The sequence below is a fragment of the Nocardia sp. NPDC005746 genome (assembly GCF_040630785.1).
In the GTDB taxonomy this organism is placed as follows: domain Bacteria; phylum Actinomycetota; class Actinomycetes; order Mycobacteriales; family Mycobacteriaceae; genus Nocardia.
Map to the genome: position 1 here is coordinate 1 of NZ_JBEXYE010000035.1, position 20,393 is coordinate 20,393.

A 20,393-nucleotide genomic window follows, 5' to 3' on the forward strand; every position below is an offset into this window, starting at 1 on the left:
GGCCACCGTCATCTACATCGTTTGCGCGTGGATCAGTTCCCGCGGCGGGGGCGGGACATAGCGCTCGGTTTGCGGTGCGGGAGAGGGATTCTGCGCCACCGGGGCGGGCGGAGGCGGCGGCGCGGCGGGACCAGGGGCCGGGGCGGGGCCGGGCGGCGGGGCCGAAGCGGGGGCCGGGACCGGTGAGGTGGTGGCGCCGAGGGGCTGCTGCGAGGTGCTGGGCGGCGGACCGGCCGGGGCCTCGGGCCCGCCGCCACTGTTCAAGCCCTCCCGCAGGGTGCCGCCGATCAGCGCGACCACCATGCCCACCGACAGCACCACGAGCCAGGCCAGCATCTTCGGCGACATCGCCCCCGGTGCGCTCAGACCCGGGGTGCCCGCGGCGGACGCTTCGTCCGCCACCTCGGGTCTCTCGTGCACCGCACCCACCGTCACCCGGGAACTCCTTCGGTCGAAGCGATCGCCGTAGATCCGAAAAGCCACTCCTTCAAGCACGCTACACAGATTTGCGGAATTGCAGAACCTTCCAACTGATAAGGAAATCGTTCCAGGTAGATCTCTTTTCCAACCGATTGCCAATAGATAGCGGTCACTCCATGGAGATCACCACCTTGCCGAACGGGTCACCTTCCATGAAGTAGCGGTACGCCTCGACGGCTTCCTCGAACGGGTACACCCGGTCGATGACCGGCCGGACCTGATGCTCGGCCAGCGCGGCGTTCATCGACTCGAAATCCGCCCGGCTGCCCACGGCGATGCGGCGAATCGACACGAACTTGCCCCCGAACAGGCTGGGCGGCTGCGGCTGCCCCGGCGCCGGCGGGAACGCCCCGATCAACGTGATCTGCGCGTTGTACGCCGCGGCGGCAACGGATTTCGGCAGCGTGGGCATGCCGACGGCCTCCACCGCGTGCTGAACGCCCTCGCCGCCGGTGAGCTCGAGCACCGCCCGCTCCCAGTCCGGCACCTGGACCCGATCGATCACCTCATCGGCGCCCAGCTTCCGCAACCGCTCCGCCTTCTCGGCCGAGGACGTGATCGAAATGACCCGCGCCCCCAGCATTTTGGCGTGCTGCACCGCCGCCAGCGCCACCGTGCCGGTGCCGGTGGTCAGCACGGTCTCCCCCGGCCCCGCCGGGACCGGCTTGGTCAGCGCGGCCCAGGCCACCAGCCCCGCGCAGGTCAGCGACGCCGCCTCGGCATCGGTGAGATGCGCGGGCACATGGACCACCGAATCCTCCTCCAGCAGTATGTAGGTGGCGAGCCACCCGTCGTGATTCGCGCCGTACTGCTGAGCGGACTCCGCTTGCCGCTGCGGGCCGTCGGTCCAGGAGACGAAGTAGGTACCGGCCACCCGGTCGCCGATCGCGGCGCGGGTCACCTGATCGCCCCGCGCGATCACGTCGCCGACGCCGTCGACCAACGGCACGACGCGGGGACGGGCGGGCAGCACATAGCTGCCCTCCAGCAGCATGATGTCGCGCCGGTTGAGCGCGGTGGCGCGCACCCGCACCACGACCTGGCGCGGGCCCGGGACCGGGATCTCCTGCACCCGGGTGGTCAGCCCGGCGAGGCCGCGCCGCGATTCCAGTTGGTAGGCAATGCCGTTCATGCTCTTCTCCGTGGGGCCGTTCATGCTCTTCTCCGTGGGGCCGTTCATGGTGTTCTCCGTGGGATCGAGTCCGGTTGTCGAGAAGCGAGTCTGTGCGGTCCGGCGAATCCGTGCGATTCCCTCGCGGGAATGATCGGGTGGCCGCCCACGTCATTCCCTCGAGGGAATCGCGCCCGCGCATCCCCGTCCGCACAGTGGAGGTATGACGACCATGGCCGTGGCGACGACGACACCCTTCGCCCAGGAACTGCGCGGCTGGCGCACCCGGCGACGGCTCAGCCAGCTCGATCTCGCCATCGCGGCCGAGACCAGCCAGCGGTATCTGAGCTTCCTGGAACAGGGCCGCTCACATCCCGGGCGGACCATGGTGGTGCGGCTGGCCGAGGTGCTCGGACTGTCCCTGCGCGAACGCAACGCGATGCTGCTGGCCGCCGGGTACGCGCCCGTGTTTCCCGAATCCTCCTTGGACGCACCGGAACTCGGTGCGGTCCGGCACGCGCTCGACACCATCCTGCAGGGGCACCTGCCGTATCCGGCGGTGGTGACCCGCCCCTTCGGCGTGCTGGTGGCGGCGAATCCGGCCTTCGAACTGCTGACCGAGGGCTGCGCGCCGGAACTGCTGACGTCGCCGGTCAATGTGCTGCGCCTGGCCCTGCATCCGGACGGACTGGCGCGGCGGGTGGTGAACCTGCCGGAGTGGGGCCGCCACATCACCGACAGCCTGCGCAATCGGGCGGGCCGCAGCCCCGATCCGGCGCTGGACGCGCTCATCGCGGAGCTCGAGGGCTACCTGCCACCGGTGGATCCCGGGCCCGGGCATCTGGGTTTCGCGGTGCCGCTGCGACTCCGATCCGAGGCCGGTGAGCTGCGGCTCATCACCACCCTCACCTCGTTCGCGACGGCCACCGACATCACCCTGTCGGAACTGCACCTGGAGGCGTTCCTGCCCGCCGACCAGGCCACCTCCGATCTCCTGCGGGCGCGCTTCGCCAGGGAGTAAGTGCTTGCGACCTCATTACTCGTAGACGTATATTCGTAGACGAGTAAGGAGGTGCCCCATGGCCCGCAAGCGCAAGGTCGCCAATCTGATGGGTCTGGCGGTGCTGTCCGCCGTCGTGCTCCAGCCCATGCACCGGTACGAGATCGCCGCGAGGTTGCGGGCCTGGGGCAAGGACAACGACATGGGCATCAAATGGGGCTCGCTCTATACCGTCGTGGACAACCTCACCAAGCACGGCTTCCTGGAGATCACCGGCAGCGAACGCGACGGCGCGCGCCCCGAGCGCACCATCTACCGCATCACCGATGCGGGCCGCGCCGAACTGGTGGACTGGACCCGCGAACTCATCGCCGACCCGGAACCCGAGAAGCGCCGCTTCATGGCCGGGCTCTCCGTGCTCTCGGTGCTGCCCCCGGACGAGGTCGTCGACCTGCTCACCCGGCGAATCACCAAGCTGGACACCATCATCGCCGAAACCCGCGCCCAACTGGCCGCTCTGGAAGGCGCGGTGCCGCGCCTGTTCCTGGTCGAGGAGGACTACGAGCTGACCATGCTGGCGGCCGAGGCCGACTGGGCCCGCGGCCTGCGCAACGCGCTCGCCGACGGCAGCTTCCCGGACACCGAGGGCTGGCGGGCCTGGCATCGCGACGGTGTTGCACCCCCCGACCTGGCAGAGCCGGCTCTGGAAGGGGGCGCGAACACACCGCACACTCAGCACGACTCATGAACGGAACCGGGCCCCGGCGAGGGTGCTGCAACACCGCCACCGGAGCCCGGAACACACCGTCTCGAACCGCGTCCGTGCAGGCGAACCCGGCACCGAGTTTGGCAACTACAGGATAACTGGGTTCTCCACGCGCGGGACGGTTCGGGGTTTTCGGCAAGCCTTCGAACACTTCTCGGGAGAGACCCATGTCCACAACCACTCGTTCCGCGATCATCATCGGCGGCGGCATCTCCGGCCCCGTCACCGCGACCGCCCTGCACCGGGCCGGTATCGACGCCACCGTCTTCGAGGCGTATCCGGGCCCCGCGTACGGGATCGGCGCCAACCTCGCCCTCGCACCCAATGGCGTCGCCGCCCTCGACCTGGTCGGGGCCGGAGATCCGGTGCGCGCCAAGGCCGTACCCGTCAGCCACTCCACGATGTCGGTCAACAGCAAGCAGTTCCCGCTGCCCGGGCTGGTCGACATCGAGCCGCTGCGCGTGATCGACCGCTCCGACCTGCACGAGATCCTGCACGACACCGCCGTCGCGGCCGGGGTGCGCTTCGAATACGACAAGCGGCTGGTCGAGGTGGAGGAGCACGCGGGCGGCGTCACCGCCATCTTCGCCGACGGCAGCAGCGCCACCGCGGACGTGCTGATCGGCGCGGACGGCATCCGCTCCACCGTGCGCACCCTGGTCGACCCGAACGCGCCCGGACCCACCTATCTGCGCATGCTCGGCTTCGGCGCGTACACCGACGCACCCCTCGACCTGGAGCCGGAGACCATGACCTTCGCCTTCGGCAAGCGGGCCTACTACCTGTACTGGGCCATGCCCGACGGCCGGGTCGCGTGGGGCGCGAATCTTCCTACCGAGCAGTACTACTCGCTCACCGAGGCCCGCGCCGTCTCCGCCGAACAGTGGCTGCGCACCCTGCGCGAGACCTACGCCGATGACCTGCCCGGCCGGCAGCTGGCCGAGGCCACCACCGCCACCCAGCTGCAGGTGATCGGCGCGCTGCACGTCATGCCGCGAGTGCCGCACTGGCACCGGGGACGCATGGCGCTCACCGGCGACGCCATCCACGCACCCAGCAACACCTCCGGGCAGGGGGCGTCGCTGGCCATCGAGAGCGGCATCGAACTCGCCCGCTGCCTGCGCGACATCGACGACCCGGCAACGGCTTTCGCCACCTACGAGGCGCTGCGGCGGCCGCGGGTGGAGGGGGTCGCGGCGCGGGTGGCGCGCATGAACCAGACCAAGGCGGCCGGGCCGGTCGCCCGGATGGCCATGCAGGTGATGATGCCGATCATGTTCAAGCGGATGAATCCGGAGAAGATGCTCGGCGGCGAGCAGCGGTTCCGGATCGATTGGGACACCACCGTGCGGCCCGCCGCCGTCAACGCCTGATCGGACGCCGTCAACGCCTGATAGGGCTCAGTGGCCGACCGGCAGCACGTCGGGCCGGTCGGCCTCGTCCAGCAGTTTGGTGGCGATATTGTCGATCGCCTGATCCAGCAGCGCCCGATCCGCCGGATCGGTGGAATCCCAATCGGTGAGCTGACTTTCGAGCCAGCGCTTCCACGCACCCCGGACCCGATCGACCTCCTGGTCGCCCTTGGCGGTGAGGGCGAGTTCGCCGCCGTCGCGGCGCAACAACCCCTCCCGCTCCGCCTTGACGTACACCGGATCGATCAATTCCGCCGGGATCCAATGGGTTCGGGCGATGGCCTCGAGGGTGGCGGTGCCGCGCAGCCGGTTGTACATCCGCACCTGCCCCAACGCCCACGCCTCGTCGCGCCCGAGCGAACTGCCCGCCGCCGCAAGGATTCCCGGATCCGGCACGGTATTCTCACGGAGCTTGCGCAGCACTCCCGCCACACAACGCTCCAGCTGTACCAGCCGGTCGCCCGAGTCCGGCATGGAGAACTGCTCCCCCACGTCGGTGGCCTCGGCGCGAGCGCTGTCACGCAGCGTGACCTGCTTCAGGAACCACGCCACCACGAAGCCGAGCACGGCCACCGGCACCACCCAGCGGAAGACGAAGTCGATGGAGTCGGCGTAGGCGTGGATGATCGGCGCGGCCTGCTGCGGCGGCAGCTCCCGCAACAGCGCCGGACTCTGCGCGACCTGCGGCGACACCCGCGATTCGATCAGCGCCGCTTCCAGATTCGGCCGCAGCTGATTCGAGTACAGCGTGCCGAACACGGTGGTCCCGAACGCGCTGCCGATGGTACGGAAGAAGGTGACCCCGGAGGTGGCGGTCCCCAGATCCGAGTACGGGACGCTGTTCTGCACGGCGATGGTCAGCACCTGCATGGCCAGACCGACGCCCAGGCCCAGGATCAGCATGTACAGCGACATCAACCAGGTGCTGGTGCCCGGCCCCATGGTCGACATGAGGAACAGGCCCACCGCCATCACCGCGCACCCGATGATCGGAAACGCCTTGTAGTGCCCCGTCTTCCCGACGATATTGCCGGACAGGATGGAGGTGAAGAACAACCCGACCACCAGCGGCAGGGTGCGCAGCCCGGACGCGGTGGCCGAAACGCCTTCCACGTACTGCAGATACGCGGGCAGGTAGGTCATGGCCCCGAGCAGCGCGAAGCCGACGATGAAGCTCAGGATCGAGCACACGGTGAACACATTGCTGCGGAACAGGTGCATGGGCAGCATGGGTTCGCGGGCCCGGAACTCCGCGGCCACGAAGGTGGCCAGCAGGGCCGCGGCCGCCGCGAACAGGCCGATGATGGTGGGCGAGGTCCACGCGTATTCCTGTCCGCCCCACTCCAATCCGAGAATCAGGCAGGTGACGCCGACGGCGACCAGCGCGATGCCCAGGTAGTCCACGATCGGTTTCACCACGGCCCGGGTCATGGGGATGGTGCGGGCCGCGGCCGCGATCATGACGACGGCGAGCGGGACGTTCACGTAGAAGCACCAGCGCCAGCTCAGGTGGTCGGTGAACAGTCCGCCCAGGGTGGGTCCCAGGACGGTGGTGATGCCGAAGACCGCGCCGAGCGCACCCTGGTACTTGCCGCGCTCGCGCAGCGGGATGACGTCGGCGATGAGCGCCATGGAGGTGACCATGAGGCCGCCCGCGCCCAGACCCTGGATGGCGCGGGCCGCGATCAGCAGCGTCATGCCGTGCGCGAGCCCGGCGATCATCGAGCCGAGGATGAACACGGCCCCGCTGATCTGGAAGACCAGTTTGCGGCCGAACAGGTCACCGAACTTGCCGGACAGGGCGGTGGCGATGGCCTCGGCCACCAGGTAGGAGGTGACCACCCAGGCCATGTGCCCGGCCCCGCCGAGATCCGCCACGATGGTGGGCAGCGCGGTGGAGACGATGGTGGAGTCCAGCGCGGCCATGAGCATGCCGAGCGCGACGGTTCCGAAGACGACGTTTCTGCGGCCCCGGCTCAGCGGCGGCGGTGGGACAGGCTTGGCGGCGGTGGCGCTGGCACCGGTCATCGGCCCAGTATCTGGCGCTCACCAGCCAAGATGCGGCAGCGACACGGCAAACAGGGTATTGCCGGAGACAATCGGCGTGTTCGGCCTACCGCTAGAACTTACTCTGCAGTAAGGTCGGGTCATCCGAGTGCGGACCCGCACCGCGAACGCCGAACCTGCGAGGTCAACAGCCATGGCATGGAAGCCCAGCGATATCCCCGATCAGACCGGGCGCACGGTCGTCATCACCGGAGCCAATGGCGGACTCGGCGAGCAGACCACCAAGGTACTCGCGGGCAAGGGCGCGACCGTGATCATGGCCTGCCGCAATGCCGCCAAGGCCCAGCAGGTCGCCGACCGCATCGACGGCGACGTGCGCGTGGCGAGCCTGGACCTGGCCAACCTGGACTCGGTCCGGCAGTTCGCCGAGAGCACCGGCGACATCGACGTCCTGATCAATAACGCGGGCCTGATGAACATCCCGTTCTCGCGGACGAAGGACGGCTTCGAGACCCAGTGGGGCGTCAACCATCTCGGCCACTTCGCGCTGACCGGCCTGCTGCTGGACAAGATCGGCGACCGGGTGGTAACGCTGGCCTCGATCGCCCACAAGCAGACCCCCAAGCTGTGGATCGACGACCTCAACTACGAGCACCGCCGCTACCAGCGCAACCTCGCCTACGCGCAGGCCAAGCTGTCCAACCTGATGTTCGCGCGGGAACTGCAGAACCGGCTCGCGGCGGCGGGCTCGGCCAAGCGCTCCTACGCCGTGCACCCCGGCGTCTCGGCCACCGACCTGTTCGCCCGGACCGAAACCCCCCTGGACAAGATCTCCAAGCCGTTCATCCGGATCATCGGCCAGTCGCCGTTCCACGCGGCCTACTCGTCGCTGTTCGCGGCGACCGAGACCGACGCCGACCCGACCACCTACTGGGGTCCGACCCGTTTCTTCGGCAGCCAGGGCCCGGTCGAGGCCTCGCCGTCCAGCAAGATCTCCCGGGATCCGGAACTGCTGCGCCGGCTCTGGGCGGAATCCGAGCGTTTGACCGGGGTCACATTCAAGTTCTGATCGGCAACCTGCCTACTACGGGACCCGTAGTAGGCAGGTACCGTGGAGTGCGTGTCCGCTCCCCAACGCCGCCCGGCCCTGATCGTGTTCGTGGTCGTGGCGTTCTCGGCGTGCCTGGGTCTGGGCTACTGGCAGTGGACCCGGTTCGAATCGGGTGGCGGCACCTATCAGAATCTCGGCTACGCGCTGCAGTGGCCACTCTTCGCCGGATTCGTGATCTGGGCCTATGTCCGCTTCGTGCGGCTCGAGAAGGAAGCCGGGGACGACGAGACCCCGCCCGTCGAGCCCGGCACCGAGGCCACCGCCCGCCCCCGTCGCCCGAAACCGGCCGCACCGCGCGAGATTCCCGCGGGCCTGCTGCCGGAGCGCCCCCAGGCCGCCCGGGACGAGGATCCAGAGCTCGCCGAATACAACAGGTATCTGGCCGACCTGCACGCCCGCGACATGGACGACCAGGTCCGTGACGCCGGACTGCAGCACACCGAGAGGAGCGCCGGTTGAGCGCCAGCGACAATTCCGCGCCGTCCCCCGTCGCCACCGAGACCACCGCGCCGGCGCGCCCGCTCGGTTCCGCCGCGCCCGAGAAGATCCGCGGCGCGCTGACCCGCTACCGCGTGCTCGCCTACATCACCGGCATCTGGCTGCTGGTGCTGTGCGGCGAGATGGTCTACAAGTACCTGCTCCTCGACGACAGCAGCACCGCCCCGCACTGGCTGTTCTACATCGGCCAGGTCCACGGGTTGTTCTACATGCTGTACCTGGTCTTCACCATCGACCTGGGCATCAAGGCGCGGTGGCAGCCGATGACCACCTTCCTGACCTGTCTGGCGGGCACCATCCCGTTCCTGTCCTTCGTGTTCGAGCACAACCGGACCCGCGAGGTCAAAGCGGCCTTCGGCCTCTGACAGCCGACATACCGACGAACGAAAGGGGTTCGAGGACCAGGTCCTCGAACCCCTTTCGCGTCTGCGGTGATTCAGTTCTCGTCTGCCGTGATTCAGTGACCGGCGAGGGCGGCCAGTGCGGGCAGCAGCTGCCGCAGGGCGCGGCCACGGTGCGAGGCGGCGTCCTTCTCGGCCGGGGTGAGCTGGGCCGAGGAGAGCTCGCCGCCGTCCGGGAAGAACAACGGGTCGTAGCCGAAACCGCCGTCGCCCACCGGCTTCCGCCCGATGACGCCCGGCCATTCGCCGCGCACGACTTCCTCGACACCGGCGCCGACCAGGGCGCAGGCCGAGACGAAGCGGGCCCCGCGACGCTCGTCGGGGACGTCGCCGAGCTGGGCCAGCAGCAGGGTGTTGTTGGCCTCGTCCTTGCCGTGGGTGCCCGACCAGCGGGCCGAGAGCACCCCGGGCATGCCGTTGAGGGCATCCACCTCGAGACCGGAATCGTCCGCGACACAGGGCATTCCGGTGGCGGCGAAACCGTCGCGGGCCTTGAGCAGGGCATTGCCCTCGAAGGTCGGTTCGGTTTCGGGGGCCTCGTCGTAGGGCTCGACGTCGTTCAGGCCGACGAGCTCGATGCCCGCGATACCGGCCTCGTCCAGGATGCGGCGCAGCTCGGTGAGCTTCTTGGCATTGCGGCTGGCGACCAGGACGCGGGTCATCGCTTCTTGGACTCCTCGGGCTCGGGCAGCACGCCCGGGTACGGCAGCGCCAGGGCTTCCTTCTGCACCACGAACAGCTGCTCGCAGCCGGCCAGCGCGGAATCGAGCAACTTGTCCAGGGTGGAGCGCGGGAAGGTGGCGCCCTCGCCGGTGCCCTGGATCTCGACCAGGGTGCCGGTGTCGGTGGCGACCACGTTCATGTCGACCTCGGCGCGCGAGTCCTCCTCGTAGGGCAGGTCCAGGCGCACCCGGCCGTCCACGACGCCGACGCTGACCGCGGCGATGGCGCAGGAGATCGGTTGCGGGTCGGCCAGTTTCCCGGCCGCGCCCAGGTAGGTGATGGCGTCCGAGAGCGCCACGTACGCGCCGGTGATGGCGGCGGTGCGGGTGCCGCCGTCGGCCTGCAGCACGTCGCAGTCCAGGGCGATGGTGTTCTCGCCGATGGCGGCCAGGTCGATGCAGGCGCGCAGCGAACGGCCGATCAGCCGGGAGATCTCCTGGGTGCGGCCACCGACCTTGCCCTTCACCGACTCTCGGCCCGAGCGGGTGTGGGTGGCGGCGGGCAGCATGGCGTATTCGGCCGTCAGCCAGCCCAATCCGGAATCACGCCGCCACGGCGGGACGCCGTCGTTCACGCTGGCGGTGCACATCACCCGCGTCTGCCCGAACTCCACCAGCACCGACCCGGCCGGGTGCGAAGTGAATCCCCGAGTGATCTTTACGTCGCGGAGTTGGTCATCCGCCCTGCCATCGGCTCGTTTCGACACGACGCACAGCGTAGCTCCGCCGCCTCCCCGCGCCTTTAGCGGGCAGCAAACAGACGTTGCATGTCTCGCACCCGTGCCGACGGCCGGGTACCGAACCGATTGCTGGGCGTACCCGGGGAGTTACCCCGACCGTCACGACATCAGTGGTCGCGTCAGATATCGAAAACTTCGCCCGGGGACACGGCATGGACCGGGCCCGAGAACACGGCCTTCGCCTCGGCGATGACGTCCTCGCGGGAGGTCCACGGCGGGATGTGGGTGAGCAGCAGCTCGCCGACGCCCGCACGAGCCGCGATCAGGCCCGCCTCGTGACCGGAGAGGTGGATGCCCGGCGGGCGGTTGGCCGGGTCGTGGGTCCACGACGCCTCCGACAGCAGAACGTCTGCGCCGCTGGCCAACTCGAAGACCTCGTCGCACAGCGCGGTGTCGCCGGTGTAGACCAGGGTGCGGCCGGCCGCGGTGGTGACGCGCAGGCCGTAGGACTCCGGCGGGTGGAACATGCGCCGCGCCTCGACGGTGTGGCCGGTGCCGAACGGGACCGGGACACTCGCCTGCCAGGGCCGCATGTCGATGACGTCGGACCAGTCGTCGGTCTCGCCGCCGATCTCCGCGGAGGCGTTGCCGATCCGCAGCGAGGTGTCGGCCGGGCCGTAGACGACGGCCTTACCGGTCGGCGGGTTCGGGTGGTAACGACGCCACACCAGCAGGCCCGGCAAATCCAGGCAGTGATCGGCGTGCAGGTGGGTGAGGAAGATGTCGACCTCGCCCGGATCCAGGTGACGCTGCAGCGCGCCGAGCACGCCGGGTCCGAAATCGATGACGGTCGGTGTCATATCCGGGCCGGTCAGCAGGTAACCCGACGCCGGGGAATCCGGGCCGGACACGCTGCCCGAGCACCCGAGGACGGTGAGGCGCATTCCCCCATGCTGCCACGCTGCATTCTCACTCAACGGAGGGATCCCCCAAATCGCCGACCGCGACCAGCGTCACCCCTACGACGCGGGACGGCCGGCGTCAGCCCCGCGACGATGACGACGTTCATGAGCAGAGAGTACCCATCCGGCAACCACTCCACCCACCGCCCCGAAAAGATGTCCTTGCCAAGAGATTTCCGGGTTGCTCGGCAGCACGCCCCACAGAATCGACCCGTAGACGGCCAGCACCCCCAATCCGACCGCGATCTGCACCACATTCCGCGAGAACCAGCCCCAGCAGATCAGATATGTGAGCCAGCCGAACACCAGTCCCGACGCCCCGACCGACACGGTGTGCGGCATGGCCGTCAGCCACACCCCCGCACCGGCGATCACCCAGACGATGGCGGTCGCCGCCAGCCCGCGCCCGATCCCGGTCAGCAGCGTGAGCAGGCCGAGCACCAGCACCGGCAGCGTGTTCGCCAGCAGGTGCCCCCAATTGGCATGCAGGACAGGCGCGAACAGGATGCCGGTCAGACCCTCGCCGGAACGCGGCCGCACCCCGTTCTGTTCGAGGCGGCCGCCGGACAGGCTGTCGACCGCTTCCACGCCGTACAGCAACGCGGTGAAGCCCAGCGTCAGCGCAATGGCCCGCTGCCACAGCGATTTCAGGGCGCCCGGACCCGACGAACCGGTGTCGCCGGTCGGGACGGGGGTGCGCCCCGCCGCCGGTTCGGCCAATTCCCTGCGCAGCCGCGCGATCCGCTCCGGATCGAACGACGCGCCCATGCCGCCGCCACCGCTCATGGCAAGACCTCCTAGCCCTGCCCCGAGCGTACCGCCGGATCAGGCCCAGAGCTGGCCGTCGAGCTTCTCCTCCGCCTCCTCCAGCGTGCCGTCGTAGGCGCCGGTGGACAGGTACTTCCAGCCGCCGTCGGCGACCACGAACGCGATATCGGCACGCCGCCCGGCCTTCTCGGCCTTCTTGGCGACCCCGAGCGCGGCGTGCAGGATCGCACCCGTCGAGATGCCCGCGAAAATGCCCTCTTCCAGCACCAACTCACGGGTGCGGCGGACCGCGTCGTAGGGGCCGACCGAGAAGCGGGAGGTCAGCACCGACTCGTCGTAGAGCTCCGGGACGAAGCCCTCGTCGAGATTGCGCAGGCCGTAGACCAGTTCGCCGTAGCGAGGCTCGGCGGCGACGATGTCGATGCCCGGCACCTTCTCGCGCAGGAAGCGCCCGGTGCCCATGAGCGTGCCGGTGGTGCCGAGGCCGGCCACGAAATGCGTGATCTCGGGCAGGTCGGCCAGGATCTCCGGGCCGGTGGCCTCGTAGTGCGCGAGCGCGTTGGCCGGATTGCCGTACTGGTAGAGCATCACCCAGTCCGGATTCTCGGCCGCGATCTGCTTGGCCAGCGCCACGGCCTGATTGGAGCCGCCCGCGGCCGGGGAGTCGATGATCTCCGCGCCGAACATGGTGAGCAGCTGCCGCCGCTCCACCGAGGTGTTCTCCGGCATCACGCACACCAGCCGGTACCCCTTGAGCTTGGCCGCCATGGCCAGCGAGATACCGGTATTGCCGCTGGTCGGCTCGAGGATCGTGCAGCCGGGCGTGAGCCGCCCGTCGGCCTCGGCCGCCTCGATCATGCGCAGCGCCGGACGGTCCTTGATGGAACCGGTCGGATTGCGGTCCTCGAGCTTGGCCCACAGGCGCACGTGCTCGTCACCGTCCCAGCGCGGGGACAGGTTCTTCAGACCCACCAGCGGTGTGTTGCCGAGGGTCGCGATCAGCGACTCGTAGCGGGCCACGGTCAGCGGGCCCCGCCGGCGACCGCGGGCAGGATGGTGATCGAGCCGCCCTCGGGCACCTCGGCGTCCAGGCCGCCGGTGAAACGCACGTCCTCGTCGTCGACGTAGATATTGACGTAGCGCTTGAGCTTGCCGTCTTCGAGCAGCTTCGCCGCCAGGCCCGGGTAGTTGGCCTCCAGGTCCGCGATGACGGCGGCCAGGGTCGCGCCCTGCGCCTGAACTCGCTTCTCGCCCTTGGTGATCGGGCGCATGATGGTCGGGATGGACACGGTGACCGGCATCGGGGGACTCCTCTGTTTCTGGGTGGACGCTAGGCGGGGTAGGCGGCGACGATCTCGACCGGTTCCTCGGTGACGACACCGTCGAGGATCCGGTAGCTGCGCAGCTCGTGCTCGTGCGGATCCCGGGTGGAGACCAGCACGTAGTGGGCATGGGGTTCGGAGGCGAAGGACACGTCGGTGCGGCTCGGGTACGCCTCGGTCGCGGTGTGCGAGTGGTAGATCACCACCGGCTCCTCGTCGGCCGCGTCCAGCTCCCGCCACAGGCGCAGGTGCTCGTCGGAATCGAACTCGTAGAAGGTGGGCGAGCGGGCGGCATTGATCATCGGCACGAACCGCTCGGGGCGATCGGAGCCCTCGGGACCGGCCAGGATGCCACAGGCCTCGTCGGGGTGGTCGGCGCGCGCGTGCGCGACCATCGCCTCCACCAGGTCCGCCCTGATCACCAGCACCGTCGCATCCTTCCGTCCGCACCCGAAGCACCCGGCCGAACGGCCGAAACGCTCCCGTCAACAGGTCAGAATATGCGGGTATTCCCGAGGCGGCCGGTCACCCTCGCGCCCGGGGGCGCCCGGGTCGCCTCAATCGCCGAACAGGTCGCGGTAGGTCGGGATGCCCGCCACCGCCGTCGCGGACAGGATCGCGTCCACAATCGCCCGCTCCACGCACACCGCGGCCGCCGTGCACAGCTGGTCCAGGATCAGCAGATCCGCGGGAAAGGCCGGGGGCAGTGGGAAATTCGGCTGCTGCTCGGCGGTCCCGGTGGCCAGCGCGAACAGGGTGTCGCCGTCCAGCGGGGAATGCGCCGGCCGGATGGCCCGGGCCAGGCCGTCGTGCGCGGTGGTGGCCAGACGGCGGCACGCCGCCGGATCCAGCGCCGCGTCGGTGGCGACCACGCCGATCGTGGTGTTGAGCACGGTGCCCTTCACCGCCAGCGCGTTGGCGGCGGTCAGCTGCGCGGCGGTGGGTGCGCGCAGCCCGAAGAACTCGGGACCGTCGGTACCAGCGCCCCACGGGAATCCGGTGCGCGGATCGAACACCGAGCCGACCGGATTGGCCACGATCACCGCACCCACCGTGATGCCCGCGGCCGGGCCTTCGGCGAAACGCACACTGGCCGTGCCGATTCCGCCCTTGATCGACCCGGCCCGCGCGCCCACGCCCGCACCGGCCGAACCGCGCGCGAACTCTTCTCCCGCGGCGTCGGCGGCGAGGAATCCGGCGTCCGCGCCGGGCCGGATGTTCCACGCGCCCACCGGCAGATCGAAGATGACCGCTCCGGGCACGATCGGCACCACACGCGAGGGGTCGGCGGGATCCATCGGGATGCCCTCCCGATGCTCCTCCAGCCAGCGCATGACGCCGTCGGCCGCGGCCAGGCCGTAGGCGCTGCCGCCGGTGAGCAGGATCGCATTCGCCTGCCGCACAGTGTTTCCCGGATCCAGCAGGTCGGTCTCGCGGGTGCCGGGGCCGCCGCCCCGCACGTCCACCGCGGCGACCGCGCCGCCCGGCACTCGCACCACGGTGCAGCCGGTGGCCGCGCCCTCACCCAGGGTGACGTCCGGATCCAGCAGGCTGTGGTGGCCGACCAGCACCCCACCGACATCGGTGATCGAATTACGTGGTCCCGCAGTACTGTTCACGGCACATCCTCTGTGTCTGATTTGCCCTACGCTTCGCTCCGGGCGGGTTCGGGGCGCTGGAGGTCTCGTTCTTCCCTCCCTCCGCTCCCCCGCTCCACTCGGTCCAGAACGGGACGCGCCCCGAACCACGCAGTGTTCAATTGCCTTTGCCCACTCCCGGCCAGGTCGGAGACCCGCTACGGCGCGAGCGCCTGGATCAGCGAGTCCTGTATCCAGGTGAGCCAGTGGTAGACCTCGAGGCTCGGGCCGCGCGGGTCGTCCTCCGGGAAATGCTCGGGCGTGTCGGCGTCGATGTCGAGGGCCGTACCCAGGGCCAGGCGGACGTCATTGAGGGCGGTGAGCCAGGCGTCGGCCTGTTCGGGATTGATGACGATGCGGCCGCCCTCCGGGGGCAGGGTGTCCAGGACGACCCGGCCCGCGGCCACCTTGGATTCGATGATCTCCGGCTCGTGCAGGCTGCGCAGAGCGCTGTTCAGGTCCGCGCGCTCGGCGTCGGGGGAACCGGGTTCGGGGCGGTGGAAGTCCGGCAGCAGCCGGGCCAGTCGCGGGTCGTCGGGCGGGGTCGAGTTGCCCAGCTGTAGCCCGGTCAGCGCCGCGAGATCGTCCTCGGGGGCCGATTCGGCCCGGTCGATCAGCAGTCCGGTGACCGCCCCGACCAGGGAACGCAGGACGTCCGCCTCGTGGGCGTCCATTTCCGAACGCAGCTTCAGCCCGCCCAGGGAGTTCTTTCTGCTCCACTTCCGCACGGGTTCACCGTAGTCGCCTTGTTCACTCGTCACGTTGCATGGTGGCCCACAGCCCGGCGGCGTGCAGCCGTTGGACGTCGTGCTCCATCTTGTCGCGCGAACCGGCGGACACCACGGCCTTGCCATCGTTGTGGACCTTCAGCATCAGCTCGGTTGCCTTACCTTTGCTGTAGCCGAAGAGCTTCTGGAAAATGTAGGTCACGTAGTGCATGAGATTGACCGGATCGTCCCATACGACGGTGACCCAGGGCCGATCCTCTGCTTCCAGAATCTCGGAGTGTTCAATGGCCTCCGGTGTCGCCTGTGCCGACGACAGTGTCGCGCCGACGCCCACCGAACCGGCGGTCATCTCGACAACGTCTTCTCTACACAGACCCATATCAACCAGGGTACGACTCGACCCCAATGAAACACAGCAGCGCCCCACATGCCCTCCGCTTCACTCCGGGCGGTTCGCGGCCCTGTTACCTCGTTCTTCTCTCCTCCGCTTCGCTCTCCCGCGCCCAGGCGGAGGTCGATCGAGCCGCGGTCCGGAACGAGGCGGGCCGCGAACTGCAGGTCTGTCGATAGTCGCAGCCATCGATCCGCGTCTTAGAGTTGGCCACGTGATCATCGCTGACGGACTGACCAGTACCGCCCTACTGACCGACCAGTACGAGCTCACCATGCTGGCGGCGGCGCTGGCCGACGATTCCGCGCAGCGGCAGTGCACCTTCGAAGTGTTCGCCAGACGATTGCCGAATGGTCGTCGGTACGGTGTGGTCGCGGGGACCGGGCGTTTGCTGGCCGCCCTGGGCGAATTCCGTTTCGGGGAGCCCGAACTCGCGGTCGCCGCCAAGTTCCTCGACGAGCGCACCCTGGAGTGGTTGCGCGACTATCGATTCGGCGGACAGATCGACGGTTATCGCGAGGGCGAGCTGTTCTTCCCGGGCTCCCCCATCGTCACCGTGCGCGGCACCTTCGCCGAATGCGTACTGCTGGAAACCCTGATCCTGTCCATCTACAACCACGACAGCGCCATCGCCGCCGCGGCCGCCCGCATGGTCAGCGCGGCCGGGGGCCGCCGCATGATCGAAATGGGTTCGCGCCGAACCCACGAACTCGCCGCCCCCGCCAGCGCCCGCGCCGCCTACCTGGCCGGCTTCGACGCCACCTCCAACCTGGAGGCGGCCCGCAGCTTCGGGGTGCCCAGCGCCGGGACCAGCGCGCACGCCTTCACCCTGCTGCACAGCGGCCGCGACGGCGCGCACGAGGCGGCGGCCTTCCGCAGCCAGGTCGAGGCCCTGGGCGTGGGAACCACGCTGCTGGTGGACACCTTCGACATCACCCGCGGCGTGGCCACCGCCATCGAGGTGGCCGGACCCGAATTGGGCGGGGTGCGTATCGATTCCGGCGATCTGGGCGTGCTGGCCCGGCAGGTGCGCGAGCAGCTGGACGCCCTGGGCGCGATCCGCACCCGCATCGTGGTGTCCGGCGACCTGGACGAATACGCCATCGCCGCGCTGCGCGCCGAACCGGTCGACGTGTACGGCGTCGGCACCTCACTGGTCACCGGCTCCGGCGCGCCCACCGCGGGCATGGTCTACAAGCTGGTCGAGGTGGAGGGCGTCCCGGTCGCGAAACGCAGCTCCCACAAGGAGTCTCGCGGCGGCACCAAGCGCGCCGTGCGCCTGTCCCGCGACACCGGCACCGTGGTCGAGGAGATCGTCTACCCGGCCGTCTCGGACCGGCCCGAGTCCGACCGCTTCGAGGTCCGCGACCTCCAGGTCCCCCTGGTCCGCGACGGCGAGGTGCTCCCCGGCCTGCCGACCCTGGCCCAGAGCCGCGAACTGGTCGCCAAGGGGCTGATCAGTCTTCCGTGGGAGGGCCTGAAGCTGTCGGCGGGCGAACCGGCGATCCCGACGACCTTCCAGAGCTGACCCGACGGCGCGCCTCACGGGAATCCCCCGACTCGGGCCCGCGCCGCGTGGACCGGCCGACGACCGAGCGGCACAATGCGATACGAGACCCGAACCGCTGTGGTTCCCCCTGGCCCCGGGAGGCAGTCCATGAGCCGAGCCCTGATCGTCGTCGACGTCCAGAACGACTTCTGCGAGGGCGGCTCGCTGGCCGTGGCGGGCGGCGCGGCCGTGGCCGAACGCATCACCGAATACCTGGGCGTATCCGACTACACCGCGATCGTCGCCACCCGCGACTTCCACGTCGACCCGGGCGCCCACTTCTCCGCGCAACCCGACTACGTCGACACCTGGCCGCCGCACTGCCGCGTCGGCACCCCCGGCGCGGACTTCCACCCCGCCCTCGACACCACCGCGATCCAGGAGATCTTCTCCAAAGGCGCCTACACCGCCGCCTACTCCGGCTTCGAGGGCACGGCCACCGACGGCGACACCGCCCTGGACGCCTGGCTGCGGGACCGCGGCATCGACGCCGTCGACGTCTGCGGCATCGCCACCGACCACTGCGTCCGCGCGACGGCCCTGGACGCCCGCGCGGCGGGCTTCGACACCCGGGTGCTGCTCGGCCTCACCGCCGCCGTCTCCCCCGACACCCTGGACACCGCGCTGAAGACGCTGCGTGAATCCGGCGTGGAACTGGCCGGAACGCTGGAGTGACCCGCCCGGTCGTCGGCGGAAATCGGTCCTGCCGGACGGCCCGCCGAGGTTTGCGCGAGGGTTGTCGGCAGCGCGCAGTAATCTCGTCGCCGTGCCCGAACTGCCTGCCGTTCCCAAGCTCCTGGCCACCGCTGTACAGGCGTTGGGAGGTAAGGAACGCAAGGGGCAGCAGACGATGGCCGCCGCGGTCGCGCACGCCATCGACACCGGTGAACACCTCGCGGTGCAGGCGGGGACGGGTACCGGAAAGTCCCTCGCCTATCTGGTGCCGAGTCTGCGTCATGCGGTGCGGACCGGGCGCACCGTCGTGGTGTCGACCGCGACCATCGCGCTGCAGCGTCAGCTGGTGGATCGCGACCTCCCGCGCCTGGCCGACGCGCTGGCGTCGGATCTGGGTCGCGTGCCGCAGTTCGCGATTCTCAAGGGACGCAACAACTATCTGTGCCTGAACAAGATCAACAGCGCGATTCCGGACGAGCCGGAGCAGGAACTGTTCGACGCGTTCGCCATCTCGAAGCTGGGCCGCGAGGTCCAGCGCCTCAACGAATGGGTCTCCGACACCGAGAACGGTGACCGCGACGAACTCACCCCCGGCGTCACCGATCGCGCGTGGCGGCAGGTGAGCGTCAGCTCCCGCGAATGCGTGGGCAAGTCCCGCTGCGCGTTCGGCCAGGACTGCTTCGCGGAGAAGGCGCGCGCCGAATCCGCCCAGGCCGATGTGGTGGTGACCAATCACGCGCTGCTGGCCATCGACGCCATCAGCGGCATCCAGGTGCTGCCCGAACACGACGTGGTGGTCGTGGACGAGGCGCACGAACTGGTGGACCGGGTGACCGGCGTGGCCACCGCCGAACTGTCCACCGGCGGCATCAGCGCCGCCGCCAAGCGCTGTTCCAAGCTCATCGACGAACAGGAAGTGGACCGGCTCGAGGGCGCGGCCGAGGCCTGGCACGGCCTGCTCGACGACCTGCAGCCCGGCCGCTGGGACCGGATGCCCGACGGCGCGGCCCCGGTGCTGGCGCTGATCCGCGACGCGGCCTGGAACGCCCGCACCGCGCTGGCCCCGCAGGGCGGCCAGGCCGCCGATCCGGAGTCGGCGGCGGCCCGCAATCAGGCTCTGGCGGCGGTGGAGGAGGTGCACGACGCCGCGGTCCGGGTGTTGACCACCTTCGAGGAGGCCGATCCGGCCGCGCACCGCGATGTGGTCTGGCTGTCCTCGGAGGAGATCCGCGGGGTGCCGCGCCGGACGCTGCAGATGGCCCCGCTGTCGGTGGGCGGTCTGCTGCGCAGCCGCCTGTTCGGCACCGCCACCGTGGTGCTGGCCTCGGCGACCCTGCAGATCGGTGGTTCCTTCGACAATCTGGCGGTGACCTGGGGCCTGCCGCCGCAGTCGTCGGCGGTGGTGGATCCCGCGCTGGCCAACGGCGCCGAAGCACCCTCGGACGAGAAAGCGCTGCGCTGGAATTCGGTGGACGTGGGTTCGCCGTTCGATCATGCCAAGTCCGGAATCCTGTATGTGGCAAAGCATCTGCCCGCGCCGGGCCGGGACGGGCTGCCGCAGTCCTACCTGGACGAGATCGAACGTCTCATTCGCGCGGCGGGCGGGCGCACGCTCGGGCTTTTCTCATCGATGCGAGCGGCCAAGGCGGCCACCGAGATTCTGCGTGAACGGCTCGATACGCCCGTGTTGTGCCAAGGTGACGACGCGACCGGCGCACTTGTCCGGAAATTCGCCGACGACCCGGAAACCTCACTGTTCGGAACACTTTCGCTATGGCAGGGCGTGGATGTCCCGGGGCCGTCGCTGAGTCTGGTGATCCTGGACCGCATTCCGTTCCCGCGCCCGGACGACCCGCTGCTGGTGGCCCGCCAGCGGGCGGTCGAATCCCGAGGTGGCAATGGCTTTCTGTCGATCGCGGCCAATCACGCGGCGCTGCTGCTGGCGCAGGGCACGGGCCGCCTGCTGCGCAGTGTGGACGATCGCGGTGTTATCGCAATTCTCGATTCGCGACTCGCGACGGCACGCTATGGCGGTTATCTCCGAGCATCTTTACCACCTTATTGGGAAACATCCGATCCCCAAGTTGTGACAAAAGCTCTCGAACGACTGACAAATAGTGTCGCACAATTGAAATGACCTGTGAGAACCCTCACAGGAGTAGCTCCTACTTCC

Annotated in this window: 22 protein-coding genes; 9 read left to right on the forward strand and 13 right to left on the reverse strand. The window is 69.3% G+C overall.

The genetic code is table 11. The features are described from left to right. Positions 1-12: 12 nt before the first annotated feature. Positions 13-435: a hypothetical protein gene (locus tag ABZ412_RS34840; protein ID WP_357289260.1), complete on the reverse strand. Its 423-nt coding sequence runs from the start codon at positions 433-435 to the stop codon at positions 13-15. Between the two features lie 154 nt (positions 436-589). Next, positions 590-1,660 carry an NAD(P)-dependent alcohol dehydrogenase gene (locus ABZ412_RS34845; protein ID WP_357289262.1) on the reverse strand — a complete coding sequence of 357 codons (1,071 nt, stop codon included), beginning with the start codon at positions 1,658-1,660 and terminating at the stop codon, positions 590-592. Between the two features lie 154 nt (positions 1,661-1,814). On the opposite strand from ABZ412_RS34845, the gene ABZ412_RS34850 reads away from it, so the two are divergent. From ABZ412_RS34850 to ABZ412_RS34860, 3 genes are all read left to right on the forward strand, one after another. After that, the gene (locus ABZ412_RS34850; RefSeq protein WP_357289264.1) at positions 1,815-2,612 is read left to right on the forward strand and encodes a helix-turn-helix transcriptional regulator; all 798 of its coding nucleotides are present in this window, start codon (positions 1,815-1,817) and stop codon (positions 2,610-2,612) included. Between the two features lie 58 nt (positions 2,613-2,670). Continuing rightward, complete coding sequence (locus tag ABZ412_RS34855) at positions 2,671-3,339, forward strand: PadR family transcriptional regulator (protein WP_357289267.1); 669 nt, start codon at positions 2,671-2,673, stop codon at positions 3,337-3,339. 185 nt (positions 3,340-3,524) lie between these two features. Next, complete coding sequence (locus tag ABZ412_RS34860) at positions 3,525-4,730, forward strand: NAD(P)/FAD-dependent oxidoreductase (protein WP_357289270.1); 1,206 nt, start codon at positions 3,525-3,527, stop codon at positions 4,728-4,730. Between the two features lie 27 nt (positions 4,731-4,757). Here the strand turns inward: ABZ412_RS34860 and ABZ412_RS34865 are convergent, their stop codons facing one another. Beyond that, a complete protein-coding gene (locus ABZ412_RS34865) occupies positions 4,758-6,797 on the reverse strand; it encodes an MDR family MFS transporter (RefSeq protein WP_357289273.1) in 2,040 nt (679 codons plus the stop codon). Between the two features lie 172 nt (positions 6,798-6,969). Between ABZ412_RS34865 and ABZ412_RS34870 the strand changes: the two genes are divergently transcribed. The 3 genes from ABZ412_RS34870 (at position 6,970) to ABZ412_RS34880 (ending at position 8,750) form a co-directional block, all read left to right on the forward strand. After that, positions 6,970-7,845, forward strand: coding sequence for an oxidoreductase (locus tag ABZ412_RS34870; RefSeq protein ID WP_357289275.1), 876 nt, complete (start codon positions 6,970-6,972; stop codon positions 7,843-7,845). 42 nt (positions 7,846-7,887) lie between these two features. Then, positions 7,888-8,346: a transcriptional regulator gene (locus ABZ412_RS34875; protein WP_357289278.1), complete on the forward strand. Its 459-nt coding sequence runs from the start codon at positions 7,888-7,890 to the stop codon at positions 8,344-8,346. 86 nt (positions 8,347-8,432) lie between these two features. Continuing rightward, on the forward strand, positions 8,433-8,750 hold the full coding sequence (locus tag ABZ412_RS34880) for a DUF3817 domain-containing protein (protein ID WP_357289354.1): 318 nt from the start codon (positions 8,433-8,435) through the stop codon (positions 8,748-8,750). Between the two features lie 92 nt (positions 8,751-8,842). Here ABZ412_RS34880 and ABZ412_RS34885 read toward each other — a convergent pair whose 3' ends face one another. The 10 genes from ABZ412_RS34885 to clpS form a co-directional block, all read right to left on the reverse strand. Beyond that, positions 8,843-9,448 (reverse strand): non-canonical purine NTP pyrophosphatase, encoded by a 606-nt coding sequence (locus ABZ412_RS34885; protein WP_357289281.1) that lies wholly within the window; start codon positions 9,446-9,448, stop codon positions 8,843-8,845. After that, positions 9,445-10,215 carry a ribonuclease PH gene (gene rph, locus ABZ412_RS34890; protein ID WP_357098674.1) on the reverse strand — a complete coding sequence of 257 codons (771 nt, stop codon included), beginning with the start codon at positions 10,213-10,215 and terminating at the stop codon, positions 9,445-9,447. Before rph ends, ABZ412_RS34885 begins: the two co-directional genes overlap by 4 nt. 152 nt (positions 10,216-10,367) lie before the next feature. Continuing rightward, positions 10,368-11,132, reverse strand: a complete 765-nt coding sequence (locus tag ABZ412_RS34895; protein ID WP_357289283.1) for a cyclic nucleotide-degrading phosphodiesterase — start codon at positions 11,130-11,132, stop codon at positions 10,368-10,370. A 75-nt stretch (positions 11,133-11,207) separates the two neighbouring features. After that, positions 11,208-11,936, reverse strand: a complete 729-nt coding sequence (locus ABZ412_RS34900; RefSeq protein WP_357289286.1) for a rhomboid family intramembrane serine protease — start codon at positions 11,934-11,936, stop codon at positions 11,208-11,210. Positions 11,937-11,975: 39 nt separating this feature from the next. Beyond that, positions 11,976-12,938 carry a cysteine synthase gene (locus ABZ412_RS34905; protein WP_357289289.1) on the reverse strand — a complete coding sequence of 321 codons (963 nt, stop codon included), beginning with the start codon at positions 12,936-12,938 and terminating at the stop codon, positions 11,976-11,978. A gap of 2 nt (positions 12,939-12,940) precedes the next feature. Next, positions 12,941-13,219, reverse strand: coding sequence for a MoaD/ThiS family protein (locus tag ABZ412_RS34910; RefSeq protein WP_357289292.1), 279 nt, complete (start codon positions 13,217-13,219; stop codon positions 12,941-12,943). 29 nt (positions 13,220-13,248) lie between these two features. Continuing rightward, on the reverse strand, positions 13,249-13,668 hold the full coding sequence (locus tag ABZ412_RS34915) for a M67 family metallopeptidase (protein ID WP_357098659.1): 420 nt from the start codon (positions 13,666-13,668) through the stop codon (positions 13,249-13,251). A 129-nt stretch (positions 13,669-13,797) separates the two neighbouring features. After that, a complete protein-coding gene (locus tag ABZ412_RS34920; protein ID WP_357289295.1) occupies positions 13,798-14,859 on the reverse strand; it encodes a P1 family peptidase in 1,062 nt (353 codons plus the stop codon). A 176-nt stretch (positions 14,860-15,035) separates the two neighbouring features. Continuing rightward, positions 15,036-15,605 (reverse strand): DUF2017 domain-containing protein, encoded by a 570-nt coding sequence (locus ABZ412_RS34925; protein ID WP_357289297.1) that lies wholly within the window; start codon positions 15,603-15,605, stop codon positions 15,036-15,038. Between the two features lie 22 nt (positions 15,606-15,627). Next, a complete protein-coding gene (clpS, locus tag ABZ412_RS34930) occupies positions 15,628-15,954 on the reverse strand; it encodes an ATP-dependent Clp protease adapter ClpS (RefSeq protein WP_357098650.1) in 327 nt (108 codons plus the stop codon). A gap of 256 nt (positions 15,955-16,210) precedes the next feature. Here clpS and ABZ412_RS34935 point away from each other — a divergent pair, with 256 nt between their 5' ends. The 3 genes from ABZ412_RS34935 (at position 16,211) to ABZ412_RS34945 (ending at position 20,357) form a co-directional block, all read left to right on the forward strand. Then, complete coding sequence (locus ABZ412_RS34935) at positions 16,211-17,524, forward strand: nicotinate phosphoribosyltransferase (protein ID WP_357289300.1); 1,314 nt, start codon at positions 16,211-16,213, stop codon at positions 17,522-17,524. Between the two features lie 129 nt (positions 17,525-17,653). Next, positions 17,654-18,220 carry a nicotinamidase gene (locus ABZ412_RS34940; protein WP_357289303.1) on the forward strand — a complete coding sequence of 189 codons (567 nt, stop codon included), beginning with the start codon at positions 17,654-17,656 and terminating at the stop codon, positions 18,218-18,220. A 91-nt stretch (positions 18,221-18,311) separates the two neighbouring features. Continuing rightward, positions 18,312-20,357: an ATP-dependent DNA helicase gene (locus ABZ412_RS34945; RefSeq protein WP_357289306.1), complete on the forward strand. Its 2,046-nt coding sequence runs from the start codon at positions 18,312-18,314 to the stop codon at positions 20,355-20,357. Positions 20,358-20,393: the final 36 nt, after the last annotated feature.